14 protein-coding genes and 1 pseudogene are annotated in these 15,560 nt (G+C 62.8%); 3 read left to right on the top strand and 12 right to left on the bottom strand.

The genetic code is table 11. From position 1 onward, the window contains the following. The 9 genes and pseudogenes from AC629_RS07955 to AC629_RS07915 all read right to left on the bottom strand — a co-directional run. A partial coding sequence (locus AC629_RS07955; protein ID WP_143198985.1) for a twin-arginine translocation signal domain-containing protein occupies positions 1-214 on the bottom strand: 214 nt, incomplete at its 3' end. Between the two features lie 18 nt (positions 215-232). Continuing rightward, positions 233-790: an HdeD family acid-resistance protein gene (locus tag AC629_RS07950; protein ID WP_084804166.1), complete on the bottom strand. Its 558-nt coding sequence runs from the start codon at positions 788-790 to the stop codon at positions 233-235. A gap of 163 nt (positions 791-953) precedes the next feature. Beyond that, a complete protein-coding gene (locus tag AC629_RS07945; RefSeq protein WP_084804159.1) occupies positions 954-2,066 on the bottom strand; it encodes an ABC transporter permease in 1,113 nt (370 codons plus the stop codon). Next, positions 2,067-4,851, bottom strand: a pseudogene (gene rbbA, locus AC629_RS07940) (ribosome-associated ATPase/putative transporter RbbA). Further along, positions 4,848-5,918, bottom strand: a complete 1,071-nt coding sequence (locus AC629_RS07935) for an HlyD family secretion protein (protein ID WP_084804165.1) — start codon at positions 5,916-5,918, stop codon at positions 4,848-4,850. The pseudogene rbbA and the gene AC629_RS07935 overlap by 4 nt, the downstream one beginning before the upstream one ends. A gap of 41 nt (positions 5,919-5,959) precedes the next feature. Further along, positions 5,960-6,445, bottom strand: coding sequence for a DUF992 domain-containing protein (locus AC629_RS07930; protein WP_084804158.1), 486 nt, complete (start codon positions 6,443-6,445; stop codon positions 5,960-5,962). 15 nt (positions 6,446-6,460) lie between these two features. After that, positions 6,461-7,039, bottom strand: coding sequence for a hypothetical protein (locus tag AC629_RS07925; protein WP_084804157.1), 579 nt, complete (start codon positions 7,037-7,039; stop codon positions 6,461-6,463). 5 nt (positions 7,040-7,044) lie between these two features. Continuing rightward, positions 7,045-8,166, bottom strand: coding sequence for an AI-2E family transporter (locus AC629_RS07920; protein WP_084804156.1), 1,122 nt, complete (start codon positions 8,164-8,166; stop codon positions 7,045-7,047). 31 nt (positions 8,167-8,197) lie between these two features. Continuing rightward, on the bottom strand, positions 8,198-8,437 hold the full coding sequence (locus tag AC629_RS07915; protein WP_084804164.1) for a hypothetical protein: 240 nt from the start codon (positions 8,435-8,437) through the stop codon (positions 8,198-8,200). Between the two features lie 659 nt (positions 8,438-9,096). On the opposite strand from AC629_RS07915, the gene AC629_RS07910 reads away from it, so the two are divergent. From AC629_RS07910 to AC629_RS07900, 3 genes are all read left to right on the top strand, one after another. Continuing rightward, positions 9,097-10,278 (top strand): sensor histidine kinase, encoded by a 1,182-nt coding sequence (locus tag AC629_RS07910; RefSeq protein ID WP_245331755.1) that lies wholly within the window; start codon positions 9,097-9,099, stop codon positions 10,276-10,278. Between the two features lie 59 nt (positions 10,279-10,337). After that, on the top strand, positions 10,338-10,967 hold the full coding sequence (locus AC629_RS07905; RefSeq protein ID WP_084804154.1) for a response regulator: 630 nt from the start codon (positions 10,338-10,340) through the stop codon (positions 10,965-10,967). A gap of 167 nt (positions 10,968-11,134) precedes the next feature. Next, on the top strand, positions 11,135-11,770 hold the full coding sequence (locus AC629_RS07900) for a response regulator (RefSeq protein ID WP_084804153.1): 636 nt from the start codon (positions 11,135-11,137) through the stop codon (positions 11,768-11,770). Positions 11,771-11,836: 66 nt separating this feature from the next. Here AC629_RS07900 and AC629_RS07895 read toward each other — a convergent pair whose 3' ends face one another. From AC629_RS07895 to AC629_RS07885, 3 genes are all read right to left on the bottom strand, one after another. Beyond that, positions 11,837-12,634: a carbohydrate ABC transporter permease gene (locus AC629_RS07895; protein WP_084804152.1), complete on the bottom strand. Its 798-nt coding sequence runs from the start codon at positions 12,632-12,634 to the stop codon at positions 11,837-11,839. Beyond that, positions 12,631-13,509, bottom strand: a complete 879-nt coding sequence (locus AC629_RS07890; RefSeq protein WP_084804151.1) for a carbohydrate ABC transporter permease — start codon at positions 13,507-13,509, stop codon at positions 12,631-12,633. Before AC629_RS07890 ends, AC629_RS07895 begins: the two co-directional genes overlap by 4 nt. 225 nt (positions 13,510-13,734) lie before the next feature. Continuing rightward, a complete protein-coding gene (locus tag AC629_RS07885) occupies positions 13,735-14,457 on the bottom strand; it encodes a Crp/Fnr family transcriptional regulator (protein WP_084804150.1) in 723 nt (240 codons plus the stop codon). Positions 14,458-15,560 lie beyond the last annotated feature (1,103 nt).

Genomic DNA, 15,560 nt, shown 5'->3' with positions numbered 1-15,560 from the left:
CGCCCCATCCGGGGCCGCCCCAGCCCGGACCGGGCGGCGGTCCCCACTGCGCCGGTGTCACAGGGGCCGATGGCTTATCGGCCTGCCCCAGGGCGGGATCGATCGGCATCGCGTTCGCGACGCCGATGAGGCGGGCGCCGGCGGCGCCGATCGCTGCGGCGGCAATGGCGTTGCTTGCAAGGCCGAGGAAGGCACGGCGGTTGGGAGCATGCATCGTATTTTTCTCCTTATGTCATGCGGTCGTCCGTAGCGATTGCAGCGCGTAGAGCAGCCACGCCAGGCCATGCGCCATCAGGTCGACGCCGAGCAGGAAGCCGAGCGCCCAGACGCTGATGTCGGGGAAGCCGAACAGGATGAGCACCCCGGCGATGACGGCGAAGATGCCGGAGATCAGCATCATCCAGCCGCTGTGTTGCCAGTAAGCGAGACTCAGAACGCATCGAACGATGCCCGATGCGAACAGCACTGCGCCGAGGAGGTAGGTTAGGATCAGCGCGCCCGAGGTCGGCTGGGTGAGCAGGATCAGGCCGAAGGCGAGGTAGAGCACGCCGAGCACGATCCGCCACAGGAAACCACCCCATCCCTTGGTCCAGAACGCGTGCGCGACCTCGAACCCGCCGGCGGCGATCGCAGTGAGCCCGATAAACTTGACACTGATGATGGTGGCGAAGGCGAGGTCGCCGAGTGCGAAGAGACCGGCAGCGATCAGGACGACACCGAGCAGCGCGCAAGCCCACAGCGGCGGAGTACCGAAGGCGCCCACGGTTCCGCGACTGTCATACACGGCCATGCAATCCTCCTGCGCGGTCATAGCTCGATCGACCGCACATCGGATCATAGCCTCGAACACCCGACGCCGACATCAGACAAAACCCTGAGCAGCGGGGCAGGAATGTTCCCATCCTCCCCCGTGCGCAGGGCCGCGGACGCGCGCTATCGCACCTCGCGGAACCTCATTGCAGGAACCGCCGGAAGCTACGGAGAGACAGGAAGAACAATGAGCCACCGATCACCAGCAAAGCGGCAAGCTGCGGCCACACGACCGCTAGCCCGGCGCCGCGAAACAGGATGGCCTGCGCGAGGATCACGAAATGGGTGTTCGGCGCAGCGAGCATGATGTTCTGGATGATCTCGGGCATGCTCTCCCTCGGGGTTGTGGCGCCCGATAACAATTGAAGAGGCATCAGAACGAGCATCAAGAGCAGGCCGAACTGCGGCATCGTGCCGGCGGACGTCGCGAGAAAGATGCCCATGCTGGTGGTGGCAAACAGATAGAGCGCGGTGCCAAACAGGAACAGCGGGACCGAGCCGCCGATCCGGACCGCAAGCAATCCCTGCACGACGAAGATCAGCGATATGCTTGCTGCGACCAGGACGACGAGCCCCATCGACCAGATCTTGCTTGCCATCACCTCGAAGGGCGTCACCGGCATGACCAGAAGGTGCTCGATCGTACCGTGCTCGCGTTCCCGGATCAGTGCCGCGCCGGTCAGGATGATCGACAGCATCGTGACCGAGGAGATGATGTTGTTGATTGCTCCGAACCAGCTCTTGTTGAGCTCGGGATTGAAACGGGCGCGCAGCGCTAGATCGATCGGCAGCGGGGCGGCCGAGCGATAACGGGACAGGAACTCGCTGACCTCGTCGCCGACGATCGACTGGATATAGCCGCTGCCTGTGAATGCCTGCGACATCCGGGTCGCATCCACATTGAGCTGGATCGCGGGCGATCGCCGCGCCAGCAGATCGCGCTGGAAGTTCGGTGGGATGTTGAGCGCGAAAGTATCGAGGCCGGCATCCATGCGGCTCATCATCTCCGATTGCGAGATCAGCCGGGGAACTGTGAAATAGGGCGGGCTGAACGCCGTGATGATGCGCTCGGCGGCGGGCGATTTGTCCTCGTCGACAATGGCGATCGCCGCCTGGTTCAGCGTCTCCGGCTGCGCCTTGGACGCTGTATAGATCGAGACCGTGAAGGCATAGACGATCAGCGCGAGCATCATGGGATCGCGGAACAGGCCGCGGAGCTCCTTGATACCGAGCTGGATGATATTGCCCGTACGCATCTAGTTCGCCTGCTTCTTGAGGAGCGCGGCACCGAGCGCGAGCAGGATCGGGATGGTGACGATCAGGGCCAGGAAGGGTCCGGACAGATCGCCGAAGTCGAGCCCCTTGGAGAAGGTGCCGCGCGTGATGGTGACGAAATGGGCCGTCGGATAAATCCGTCCGATAACGGCGCCGGCGCCCTGGAGCGAGGAAACCGGATCGACCAGCCCCGAATATTGCGTGGCCGGGATCATGGTGAGCAGTGCGGTCGCGAAGATCGCGGCAATCTGGCTCGTCATGAATGACGAGATCACAAGGCCCATGGCGGTGGTGATGATGACATACAGGAGCGCTGCGGACGTGAATGCGACGAAGCTGCCGGTGAAGGGAACCCGGAATGCGAACACAGCAAAAGCGGTCAGCAGGAAGAAGTTCAGCATGGCGAGCGCGACATAGGGGAGTTGCTTTCCGATCAGGAACTCGAGCCGGGTGACCGGCGTGACGTAGAAATTGATGATCGAGCCAAGCTCTTTCTCGCGCACGACGCTCAGCGTCGCCAGGATCGCCGGGATGATCAGCAGCAGGATGGGGATCACGGCCGGCGCCATCGCAACGATGCTTCTGAGGTCGGGGTTGTAGAGGAAGCGAACCTCGATCTGGTGGTCGCCGGTGGTGGCGGCATTGCCGTAAAGCTGCCGGGCGCGCTGCGCGAGCCATGTCGCGTGCATCGCCTGTACGTAGCCGCGCACCGTCTCCGCGCGCGACGGCATTGCGCCGTCGACCCATGCGCCGATCTGAACGTTGCTGCCGCGCGCCACGTCGCGCCCGAATCCGGGCGGGATTTCGATGGCAAGGCTGAGCTCGCCGCTGCGCATGCGACGATCGAGATCGTCATAGTCGGTGATCGGTGCGAGCTCGGTGAAGTAGCGCGAGCCCGCGATCTGAAGGGCATAGTCGCGGCTGATCGTGGTGTCGTCATGATCCATGACCGCGAAGGAGAGGTTTTCGACGTCCATGTTGATGCCATAGCCCATCACGAACATCAGGATGAGACTGCCGAGGATCGCAAGGGTGGCGCGGATCGGATCGCGCTTGAGCTCGAGCGCCTCCCGTTGCGTATAGGCAAACATGCGGCGCGGATCGAAGAAGCTCAATGTGCTGTGCATCGCGCCGTGCGGCTTCGCGGCGGCAGCGGGGGGGCGCGATATGCGGCGTTGGGGGCGCCTTCGTCGTGTCACTCGCGGCGATTGCGTCCTTGAGGTAGGCAACGAAAGCCTCTTCGAGGCTGCCGCCGCCGCGCCGCGCCGCGATTTGTTCCGGTGTATCGCTGATCATGACCTTGCCGGCATGCATCAGCGAGATGCGGTCGCAGCGCTCCGCCTCGTTCATGAAGTGGGTGGAGACGAAGATCGTGACGTTGTCCTGCCGCGACAGGTCGGACAGGATTTGCCAGAAGCTGTCGCGCGCCACCGGATCAACGCCGGACGTCGGCTCGTCCAGGATCAGGATATCGGGCGCATGGATCATGGCGACGGCGAGCGACAGGCGCTGGCGGACGCCGAGCGGCAGCGCGTCCGGCAACGCGTCGATAACATTGGAAAGGTCGAAGCGATCGACCATGTCGAGGACTCGACCGTCGATCGTATCGGGGGCGAGCCGGAACAGGCGTGCGTGTAGCTCCAGGTTCTGGCGGACGGTCAGCTCGGAATAGAGCGAGAAGGCCTGCGACATGTAGCCGACGCGACGCCGGACATCCATGTCACGGGGATCGACCTCGCGTCCGAACAGCTGGGCTTCGCCTTCGCTGGCCGGCAAGAGCCCGGTCAGCACCTTCATGGTCGTGGTCTTGCCGCAGCCGTTCGAGCCGAGAAAGCCGAAAATCTCGCCGCGGGCGATGCGGAAGGTCACATGATCGACAGCCGTGAAGTCGCCGAATTTGACGGTGAGATCCTTGGCCTCGATCGCGACGTCGCTGCCCTGGTCGGCCCGGCGGGGCGGGATCACCACCTCCTTGTGGTCCCGTCGTTGCTCCTCAGGCAACAGGGCGATGAAGGCGGCATCGAGATTGTCGGTAGCGGTCTGCCGCAGCAGTTCGGCCGGCGTGCCGGTGGCGAGCACCCGTCCCTCATCCATCGCAACCAGCCAGTCGAAGCGCGCAGCTTCCTCCATATAGGCGGTGGCGACGATGACGCTCATGCCGGGACGATCCTTGCTGATCGTCTCGATCAGCTCCCAGAACTGCCGGCGCGAGAGCGGATCGACGCCGGTGGTCGGCTCATCGAGGATCAGCAGATCAGGATCGTGGATCAACGCGCAGCAGAGGCCGAGCTTCTGCTTCATGCCGCCCGACAGCTTACCCGCGGGCCGCTCTGTGAACGGCGCAAGACCGGTGTCCCTCAGGAGCTGCTGAATTCTCTCCGCGCGCTCGCGGCGGTCATGGCCGAACAGGCGGCCGAAGAAATCGACATTCTCGAACACGGAGAGCGTCGGGTAGAGATTCTTGCCGAGGCCCTGCGGCATGTAGGCGATCTGCGGACAGGTCCGCCGCCGGTGGGCAGCGTCCGTCATGTCACCGCCCAGCACGTGAACGTGGCCGTCCTGGATTGTGCGAGCTCCGGCGACCAGCGAGAGCAGGCTGGATTTGCCGACGCCGTCGGGTCCGATCAATCCCACCATGCGGCTTGCGGGAATGTCGAGCGTGATGCCATCGAGCGCGCGCGTTGTGCCGTAGGACAGCCCGACCGCCTCGAGGCGTATCACCGGTGCAGAAGCGGAGGAAGGGAAGGCGTGCGGCGCGTCGGTCATTTGACCAGATTTTCCGTCAGCTGCGCCGGCCACTCGGCGTTGGGATCGAGGCGAACGAAGGCGCGACCGGGCAGCCCGGTCTTGACCTGCTCGATGTGTCTGCGCAGCAGCTCCGGCGAAATATGCGCCCTGACGCGGAACATCAACTTCTGGCGCTCCTCCTCGGTCTCGACCGTCTTGGGTGTGAATTGAGCAACGCTGGCGACGAACGTCGCCGTGGCCGGGATGACCCGTTGCGGCGCGGCGTCGAGCACGAGGCGGACCTCCGAGCCGATGGCCACGCGGCCAGCCTGCGCCGTCGGCAGGAAGAAGGTCATGTAGACGTCGCCGAGGTCGACGAGGTTCAGCACGCGCCCGCCGGCGCTGAGGACCTCGCCCGGCTGGGCCACGCGGAATTGAACGCGGCCATCGCGCGGTGCGCGCAGCGTCGAGTCGTTGAGGTCGGCCTTGATGCTTTCGATCGCGGCCTTCGCCGCATCGACGGCAGCTTCCGCGTCGACCACCTGCGCATTAGCAGCGCTGATCGCGGCTTCAGAGGCGGCGAGCTGGGCTTCGGACGCTGCCACGGCTGCGCGCGCGCCGTTGGCGGCTGCCCGGTCGTCGTCGAGCACCTGCTGGGATACCGCGTTGGTTAGGATCAGTTGCTCGGAACGCTGGAGCTTGCGATCGGCTGCATCGAACTGCGCTTTGCGCTGGGCGATCACGGCGGTTGCCGTCTTCTTCTCGGCTTCGCGCTGGGTCACGAGACTCTTGGCGGTCTCGATACCGATCGTGGCGCGCCGCAATTGCGCCTGGGCCTGGCGGTATTGCGCCTCGAGCTGCACGGTATCCATCTGCGCCAGAGCCTGTCCCGCGGTGACCAGATCGCCTTCTCGCACCAGGATGTCCCGGATGCGCCCCGGCGTCTTGGTGGCGATATCGATCTCGACGGCCTCGATGCGGCCGTTACCACTGGCGAATCCGCTCGGAAGGCTGTCGCCCCCAAGCCTCTGCCAGAGGAAGTAACTGCCTGCGCCGAGAGCAGCGACGAGGGCGGCGATCAGCCAAGGTCTTCGATTGCGTGTCATGGTCGAGGTCGTTTTCATTGGGCAGCAAGGTCGGATGCGGATTATCGCTGGCCTCGCGGTCCCAATGTCAATTGGGTCACGCCGGCCGCAAGGTTGAGCCCGATCGAGCGCTCGACCGAGATCGGCTGCAGCATGATCGTCCGCCGCGACCCGCCAATCAGCACGTTGGCGCCAAGCCCGGGGCCAACGGCGATATTGCCGCTCGCGCCGACATAGTTGCCGCGCAGCGTGCCGGGACCTATCCGCGAATTCCTGGCGAAGACGGCCCAGGACAATGTGCCGGCACTGGTCACGCCGAGATCAAGCCCGACGCGCCTGATCCGCCCTTCGTAGACGTACTGCCGGGGCGGGCGCAACGCGTTGAATACGCAGCGCAAGGACTGCGCCGACCCGAGCACCATTCCGACACGCGGCTCCGAGAAGCACAGTAGCCTGCCGACCCTGAATCTCTCGGCGTGTGCGGGAGAGGTGACGACACAAAGAACGGCTATCGCGCCGGTGACTGCAAGATATCGCAATGGTCGCATTCAAGCCTCCGTCTGTTACCCGCTTCCCGTCGGCCCGGCCGCGGGCCGGTCCTGGCGCAGCCAGAACGAGATGGCAAGGCCGATCAGCAGCACCGCGCCGAGCAGGAAGAAGAAGATCGACTGCTTCAGCCACGAGATGGCGGGGACGGCTGCGCCCATCGCAAGTCCGAGAAAGGCAATTTGCAACGACAGGAGACTCACGCCAGCAAGGAACGTGCCGAGCGCAAGCAGCGTCAGCAGGACGAGGCCGGTCGCCGGCGTCGGAAGCAACTGCTGAACACCGGAGACGAGGATGATGTTCATCGTGATCAGGACCGCGATCCAGTGCAGCGCCTGGGTCCAGATCAGACGGATCTGGCTTTCCCGGCCCTCGGTCTCCGGCCATTTCGTGACGACGCAGACCACACCGATGGCAAGCGCCAGAAATTCCCAATAGCCAACCAGCGGCTGGTGCGAGATGTTGGTATAGGCGACACCCCCGATGGCGAGCAGCAGTGCGACAGCGTAGGGAAGCTGTTGCCACAAAATGTGACCCATCCCCGAACGTGCCTGGGAAGGCTCAGGGGTATCATGGTGAGCATTGATTTCGCTCATGGCAGTCACTCACGATTGTCCAACGCCGACCCGAGACGGTCGCCGAGATAGTCCTCGACATAAAACCTGATGATCGCGACGCGGCCGATGGCGACGAGCGGCATCGCGAGCGCGATACCCATGACGCCGAACAAGGCGCCGAGCAGAACGATCGCCACCAGCGTCCAGGCCGGCGGCGTCTCGACCGCCTGACGCTGGATCAGCGGGCCGATCACGTAGCCTTCGATCGACTGGATGATCGTGTAGACGACGACGGCCCAGATCAGCGGCGAGACGCCGAGCGGCATCGCCACGAGCGCGATCGGGATCGCGGCGACGATCGGCCCGAGATAGGGAATGAAGTTCGACAAGCCCGCCTGCAGTCCGAGCACGAACGGGCCCGGCAGCCCGATGAGATAGAGCGCGAGCCAGACGCATAGCGTCATCAGAATGATGCGGATCAACTGGCCGACAAACCATAGCCGCATGACATTGCCCATCTCGTCCATCACTGCACGCATGCGGGCGCGGTAGGATTGCCTGACCAGCACGACCAGGCTTTCGCGGTAGCTGGTCGGATCGAAGGCAAAGAGAATGCCGAGGAACAGGATCACGAGCACGCCGGTCAGAAGGCTCGAGGCGCCACCCAGCAGGAATTGGGCATGGCTGAAAAACCGGCCCTGGTCGGCGAACAGCCATTGCGCAATGTCGCGCCCCCATTCAGGGCCGAGTAGGTCCACGCCATAGGACAACAGATGCTGCTGCACGATATCGAGCTGGGCATCCATGACCTTCAGCAGCAGGCGCGTCTGCTCCGGCAGCTTCCCCGCGCCCCAGACCAGGCCGAAGCCTGACAGAGCTGACAGCAGCAGAAGCACGAGCGTCAAACGCCATACGCGACCGAGAGGAACGACCGGCGCCAGCGCCCGCGCCGCGGCATCCAGCAGGGCCGCAAACAGCACGCCCGCGAAGACGATCAATAGGCTGGGCACCGTCGTCCACACCAGGAACAGCGTGACGCCCGCGACAAGTAGAATAAGACCCGTCGCGAGCAGGCTCCGCTGGCCGGTATCCCCGCTATGATCTATCGGGCTCTCGTTCAGAACGACCTCGCGCACGCGCTCTGGTCCCATCCTGGATTCGCTCATAGATCGGTCCATTGCCGGGAGCCGCCAGACCTTAGGTGCGAACGCGGCGGCTGCCATAGTGAGGATGCTTGCCGCCGCGGTGCCGCCAGTAGCGGTGCTTGGCCGGATTCGTATTGGTATTCGGCGTCGCATCGTTTGGCGCGGCTGCGCCCTGTTGCTTCGGCGCCGTCACGCCGCCGTCCTTCGGCTGGGCCTGACAGAGGGTCGATGGTGCAATGACGGCTACCAGTGCACCCAGGATCAAGGCGCGATACGCGGTCCGAATATTCACACTCGCCTCCATACGGTCAGCGATATTGGTCAGATCGAGATGGCTCCGATGGCCAGCCCATAAATTCCTGCGCCGGCGGCGATTGCAATCGGGCCGAACAGGACGGATTCAACCGGCTTGAAGGTTCTCGCCGAACGCCCATGCTGACCTCGTTCGCCGGCGAAGACCTTAGAAGACCTTAATGGTCCGCTTCGCGGGCGCACATCCGGAATTCTATGTAGGGAGGAGGGCAGAAATCAAGCGGACGAGGCACGCCGGTCTAGTTGGACTCTCGGAAATGGAGCAGGCGGGGCCAGGACATCGGTCAGGGACGTGTTCCTAAACGCAAGCAGACGCAACCAAATTGCCGCCGATCATTTCGCCAAGCGTACGTCCTCAAGCGCGGGTCCTGAAGTGTGCGTCCGGTGTTTTGAATCTTGTTTGCATCGGATTTGAGCGCTGCGTGGCACAAACTGCATATCGAACGTCGCGAACATATTCCTCGCAAATTAGAGATTTTGGTTGTCTGGGAATGCTATCTGTTGGTGTGGCGCGTTGTGCGGTGGTATGATCGTCAAGCCTGCGGGGAGGATCTTCCGATCTGGTGGTTGATGTTGGCGGGGCGGGGAAGGAGACACTCGATCTGGTCGAGAGTCGCCGGAATAGAGTGAGTATCTGCCGTGAAGTCACATGGTGCGTCGAAGCGAATCCGTCTCGGCAGCGGGACGGGTTCGCAGGAAGCCATCGACGGGCTCTACTGGATGTCTTCTGCAGATCTTCTGTTTGCCGCGCGCCCGTCCTACCGCGGACACTTCGCCTATGAGCGGATCAATCCGGCATTCGAGTTGCAGCTCGGTGTATCGTCCGAAGACGTCCGCGATCTGGATATCTTCGATTGCATGAGCGCCGACGACGCCAGATCCGTTTGCGAGGCCCTTGGGATGGGCCTTGCGGAAGGAACCGGTGTCAGGATCCGCCAGCGACTTGCGCTCGGCGGTCGACCTCGGGCGATGGAAACGACCGTCACGCCGATCGTGGATCCCGCGCTCGGTGGCATGATCCGATTGATCGGCAGCCACCGCGAACTGCGCGATGGTCCCATTCAGCAGGCATGCGGCGGCGGATTCGATATCAGCGTTGACCTGTTGTCCATTCAGGAAGGCATCCAGCAGCGGATCGCCTCCGATCTGCACGACTCGACCTGTCAGCATCTGATTGCCGCCAGCCTTACCCTGATGCGGATCCGCAGCAGCCTGGGCGACGCGTCCTCGGCCGAGCGGCTCTGCGACGACATCGATGCGTCGATCGATGAAGCCCTACGGGAGCTTCGCGCTTTTGCCTATCTGCTTCATCCGCGGAATCTTGAGGGGGAGGGGTTGAAGGCCGCGATCGAGCGTTACGCAGAGGGTTTTTCGGCGCGTACATCGCTAAGCGTGGCATTTGACATCGTGCCGGACGTCGACCAGCTGCCATACGAGACGAAGCGCTCGCTTCTGCGCGTCGTCCAGGAAGCTCTGACCAACGTCTTCCGTCATGCGAAGGCGACGGAAGTGACCATCGTCGTCGAATTTGCCGACGGCCAGTTCCGGTTGACGATCAGCGACAACGGGCGCGGCCTTCCCGACCCCGGCAGGCGCGGCACCAAGGCCGCATCGATCGGGGTCGGAATTCCCGCGATGCGGGCCAGGCTGCACGAGATCGGAGGTACGCTCGAGATCCAGTCCAATCCAGCAGCGTCGCATTCCGGCGCCGTTCTGTGCGCAATGTTCCCGCTTCGTCTCGCAGCGAACAGGCGCAATCGGCGAAGTAACGTGGCGGTCGTGAGGGCCTACGCAGGCACGCAGTCAACGAAAGAACACTAGCCCGCGGCGGCGAGCCGGAAAAGAACCGGACCGCCGTGAAGGATTTGGAGTGCGCTGCGATGAAGCGAATTCTCATAGCGGACGATCACGAAGCGGTGCGTTCGGGCCTGCGCGCGGTGCTTGAACAGCGGGCGGACTGGGCGGTTGTGGCCGAGGCTACCGACGGCGGCAAAGCGGTCGCAGCCGCAATCGAGAGCCGGCCTCACGTCGCCATCCTCGACTTCTCGATGCCCCGCATGACTGGCGTCGAGGTGGCCCGGCGGATCAGGGATTACCCGCTGCAGACAGAGGTTCTGATCTTCACCGTGCACAATTCGGGCTTGATCGCGCAGCAGGCGTTCGAGGCCGGCGCGCGCGCGTTCCTGGTGAAGTCGGATGCGAACAAGCTGCTGCTGGCTGCCGTCGAGTCGCTATTGCAGCACAGGCCGTTCTGCACGCAGAGCTGCGTGAACGACTTCGAACGCGAACCGGGTGCCGATGGTGGGTACCACCACGAACTCACGGCGCGCGAGCGGCTCGTGGTCAAGCTGGTTGCAGAGGGATACAGCAACAAAGGGATCAGCGCGATCCTCGATCTCAGTGCCAAGACGATCGAAGCGCATCGGGCGGCCGCGATGCGCAAGCTGGAGGTGGGCTCGACGGCCGGATTGGTCCGCTATGCTGCTCGGACGGGTCTGATCGTGGCCTGAACGGTGACTTCGGCGAGCCGCTCCGGGGCGTCAGTACCTTTGCCGGGATATCTCAGGGTTTTACTGGATAAACCCGGTGGCCGGGCGCCGTATAATCGGCTGATTGTGCGGACGGTCACCGCCGTTGTCGCCCGGTAGAGGCGAGACTGGCAAACGGGAACGACGCCGTGAAGCGCATCTTGATTGCGGATGACCACGAAATCGTGCGTTCCGGGCTTCGCGCGATCGTCGAAGCACGCCCAAACTGGATCGTGAGCGGAGAAGCGATCAACGGCGAGCAGGCTGTCGCGCTGGCGCTGGAGACCAGACCGGATGTCGCGATCGTTGACTACTCCATGCCCATCATGAACGGTGTGGAGGTCAGTCGTCGTCTCAAGGCGCTGCGTTCACGAACCGAGGTGCTGATCCTGACCATGCACGAGAGCGAGGAACTCCTGACGGAGGTCATCCTCGCCGGCGTCCGTGGCGTGCTGTTCAAATCCGACGCCCGCAAGCACCTGATTTTCGCCGTCGAGGCCTTGCTCGACGGTAGGCCCTACTTCACCAGCGCTCTGCTGGAGAAGTTGCTTCAAGATTACCAGTCGAACAAGCAGAACCGGAACGACATGCTGCTCACCTCGCGCGAGCAGAGCGTGGTCCAGCTGATCGCGGAAGGGCATACCAACAAGTCGATCAGCGAAATCCTGAAGTTAAGCGTGAAGACCGTCGAGACCCACCGCGCCGCCGCGATGCGCAAGCTCCGGATGTCGTCCACTGCCGAGCTGGTTCGCTATGCCATCCGCAAGAAGCTGGTGTCGCCGTAAGGGCTGACTTCGCCGCACCGATCGCGGGGCTTGCCCGACGAGTTCGCCTCGCGCTTCGTCCAACCATCAAGTTCTGACGACAAAGCCCTTGGCGAGGTGGTTCCGAACAAAATAGATCATCGCAATTCCGGGAACGAGCGCCAGAACCGTCATTGCCATGACGAGGCCGACGTCTGTTCGGAAGCCGAAGAGCGCGTTGATGGCCATGGTGATTGGCTTGCCACCGGTCGTCGTAAGAATGCGGGCAAGCACCACCTCCACCCAGGAGAAGATGAAGCAGAAGAACGCGGTGACCCCGATGCCCGGCGCCACGGCTGGAATGAGATGGCGGAAGAAAAAGCTGACGAGAGTGTGGCCGTCCAGGAACGCTGTCTCGTCCAACTCACGAGGCACCGCTGAGATGAATCCCTCCAATATCCAGATGGATATCGGAATGTTGAAAACGCAATGAACAAGAGCGATGCCGACTGGGGTGTTGACCAGGCCGATCTGTGCGAACAGGACAAAGATCGGCAGTGAAAGCACGACGGTCGGCGTGATGCGGAAGACCAGCAGCAGGAAGAAGAGCTGCCGATCGGCGACGAAGCTGTATCGGGCGAACGCATAAGCGGCGGGCAGTCCGACGCCAAGGCAAAGCGCAACGTTCAGCAGGACGTAGATGATGGAATTGAGAATCGCTTCTTTCAGAACAGGCGAAAGAAGAATGTTCTTGTAGTTGACGAGACTGAAATGCCCTTCGGGGATCCCGTCTCTTGGAAGCGTCGAAACAAAGCTGATGAGGATCGTTTGCGCCAGTGGTACGAGGATGAAGGCCCCAAGCACGACGAATACGATAATCCTCCCCGTCAATGACAGCGACTTCACCTGACGGGCTCCATGGCGACCGGCTTCCGGGTGCCGGTTGCTGCCTTGAAGGCCCAGGCGACTGTCATGACGATCAGGAAGTGTACGATCGAGCGGGCGGCTGCCGGTCCGTAGTTGAAAGCCTGGATTTCCTCGCCAAGGTCGAGGCTTAGGAATGCCGTCGCGCCATCCGGTCCGCCGGCATTGATGCGGAAGGCCTCGATATAGATCATGAAACTGTCCATGAAGCGAAGAAGAAGTGCCATCGAAAGCACCGTCTTCATTTTCGGCAGTTGGATGAAGCGAAAGATGTGCCATCGCGACGCGCCGTCAATGGCCGCCGCCTGGTAGTAGGCGGGAGGAATGCTGGAGATTCCCGCATAGGACAGCACGACGACCAACCCCAGCCAATGCCATGTATCCATCACGACAAGCACGATCCAGGTGTGCAGGGCATTGAACTTGTAGTCAAAGCCGACGCCTGACCATTCCAACATCCGGCCGGCGAGACCGACATTGGGATTGATGAAGTTGAGCCAGATCATCGGGATCATGTTCCACGGCACCACAAGCGGAATGGTGATCAGAACAAGCACCGTGCTGACGATGAATCGATGTGATCGTTGCAGGAGAAGCGCGATCCAGATGCCGAGCGGCAGCTGGATCGACAGGACGATGGCCGAGAAAAGAAAGCTTCGTCCCAAACTGCTATAGAAACGCTCCGAGGCGACGATGTTCCGGTACCACTCGACGCCGAGCCAATAAGGATTGTTCAGGCTGAAGAGATCGAGGAAGGAATAATTCGTCACGGCGATGAGAGGGAGGATTCCGACGAAGGTCACGATGACAAGGGCAGGAAGCACCAGGAGCCAGGCTCTATTGTCGTATTGCTTCATATCGAACGATTGCAGGCGGAAGGAGCAGAGGGCAGGACACGCCGGGCACGCAAAAGGCCTCGATCTGCACCGAGGCCTTTTGAGCATTCCGGATCGAGTGTGGAATAGCCCTTCAAACAGCCGGTGGGCAAGAGGCGGAAACTGATCTCGTCGTCGATATCGAGGCTGGCCTGGCCGCGGCCGACGACTAAACCGGTCCTGGGCCGAGGGTGAGAAGCCTTGGGCTCAAGGGGTCGAGCCGCGAAGGCGGCTCTCTTCGGAGTGTTCCGCGAGAAGATGAAGGCGGTGAGGGTCGCGCAACACGATGCGCTGTCGTCCGCCCTCGACGAGACCCTGGCCCTCCCATGCGCTCAGGATTCTACTCACGGTGTGCAGCGTGGTGCCCGTCATCTCCGCGATGTCTTGCCGGCTGATTGGGAAATCGATCTCGATTCCCCGCTCCACTTTTCGGCCAGCCTGCTTGACGAGACGCAGCAGCGCGTGCGCGACACGCTGCTCGACCTGTTCGTTCGAAATCTCGATGACGCGCGCCTGGGTATCCTGCAGTCGGCTTCCCACCGTCTGCAGCGCACTGGCCGCGAGGCTTGGATATCTGGCGACGAGGCGCATCCAAGATGCCGCCGGCCAGACCAGCACAATGCTGTCGACGGCGGCGGCCGCAGTCGCGGGATAGCAGGCAAGGTTCATGGCCTGCGCGACCCCGAATAGTTCACCAGCGGACACGTAGCGCACGATGACCTGCTGGCCCTGGGGAGTGGTCTTTTCGACCCGTAGATGGCCGTGCAGTAGCAGGAAGAAGCGGTCGGCTTCGGCGCCCTGCTCGAACACCGCGGTGTCCTTGGGGTAGCGGACCGACCGGGCCTCGCGCAGCATCTCTTCCTGCTCGGCGGGGGTGAGACCCGCGAACATCGGAAGATTGGTGACGAGCGAGCGGTCTACGGCTGCCATGAATCCCTTTCTCCAAGCCCTCCGACAGTCGCCGCGACCAGACTGTGGCTCAACATCGGGCGATCATGGATCGGTGGACCAGACGCCCTCCTGCACCGATACCTAACGTCGCAGTTGCACCTTCCGGAAACGGCCCGAAAAACCGGCTCAGACGAAAAACCCGACATTATGAACCTGGGGCGGTCGAAGCGGGGGACGCAGGACGGCCGTGTTCATGAACCGGCGGGCGCTCCGCTTCGCATGCGAAGTCGTCCAACGCCGCCGGCTCGAGCGCGGCATGGCGGCTACGCTCGCGAAGTCTTTCGAAGATCCTCATCTATCGCTCTCCGATCTATTGCGTAGTCGACTATCGAGGAGAGGAACCTCGGTGTCTTTGCGAAATCGCAAAGAGCGCTCCGGAACCTGCACTAAGCTGCAGAGACGGATGCAGAGGAATTCTGATGGGAATGATGACCAGGGCGCGAGCGTATCGCAGGCCGGCGCTGACCTATGGTCCGTTGCCCGGCGGCACGCGCAAATGACGACGGAGCGGGCATGATCGGCGGCAGCATATTCCGTTGGACGATGGCCTACTTCGCGGCGGCGCTGACATGGTTGTTGGTGGCCCTCGCCCTGATGGTCTCCGGTATCGGCTATCCCGCCGCGGACATCGCCTCGCCGGATACGCTGGTCCTGGTCCATGCCGTCACTATCGGCTGGCTGAGCCTGGCAATGTGCGGCGCGCTATTCCAGTTCGTTCCCGTGCTCGTCGCCAAGCCCTTGTTCTCCGAGCAATGGGCGTTGCCGGCTCTTGGCCTGCTTACCGCCGGTCTTGTCTGCTTGCTCGCGGGCTTCATGGCGCTGGGCGGCCACTTGCCGCCCGCACTTTGGCTCCTGCCGCTCGGCGCGGTTCTGCTCGTCACCGGCTTCGTTCTCGTGGTCGTCGACCTCGGACTAACCGCCTGGCTGAGGCCGACAGGGCCGGCCAGCTTCGTTCTCGTTGGTCTGGCTTCGCTGTGCGCAACCGTCGCTTTTGGGTCGATATTCGCATTCGCGCTGGCTGGATGGGCCGGGTCCGTCGGCGAGACAGTGTTGGCGTCCGGCGTGCCGCTCCACGCGATCGC

Origin of the sequence: Bradyrhizobium sp. NAS80.1, assembly GCF_001908205.1 — a bacterium.
Taxonomy (GTDB): domain Bacteria; phylum Pseudomonadota; class Alphaproteobacteria; order Rhizobiales; family Xanthobacteraceae; genus Bradyrhizobium.
This window is presented reverse-complemented; position numbering and strand designations above follow the sequence as displayed.

Coding starts and splice junctions, on each gene's coding strand:
- AC629_RS07905 (WP_084804154.1), top strand. CDS start 10,338: ATGAAGCGAATTCTCATAGCGGACGATCACGAAGCGGTGCGTTCGGGC.
- AC629_RS07935 (WP_084804165.1), bottom strand. CDS start 5,918: ATGACACGCAATCGAAGACCTTGGCTGATCGCCGCCCTCGTCGCTGCT.
- AC629_RS07925 (WP_084804157.1), bottom strand. CDS start 7,039: ATGAGCGAAATCAATGCTCACCATGATACCCCTGAGCCTTCCCAGGCA.
- AC629_RS07890 (WP_084804151.1), bottom strand. CDS start 13,509: ATGAAGCAATACGACAATAGAGCCTGGCTCCTGGTGCTTCCTGCCCTT.
- AC629_RS07945 (WP_084804159.1), bottom strand. CDS start 2,066: ATGCGTACGGGCAATATCATCCAGCTCGGTATCAAGGAGCTCCGCGGC.
- AC629_RS07950 (WP_084804166.1), bottom strand. CDS start 790: ATGGCCGTGTATGACAGTCGCGGAACCGTGGGCGCCTTCGGTACTCCG.
- AC629_RS07920 (WP_084804156.1), bottom strand. CDS start 8,166: ATGAGCGAATCCAGGATGGGACCAGAGCGCGTGCGCGAGGTCGTTCTG.
- AC629_RS07885 (WP_084804150.1), bottom strand. CDS start 14,457: ATGGCAGCCGTAGACCGCTCGCTCGTCACCAATCTTCCGATGTTCGCG.
- AC629_RS07930 (WP_084804158.1), bottom strand. CDS start 6,445: ATGCGACCATTGCGATATCTTGCAGTCACCGGCGCGATAGCCGTTCTT.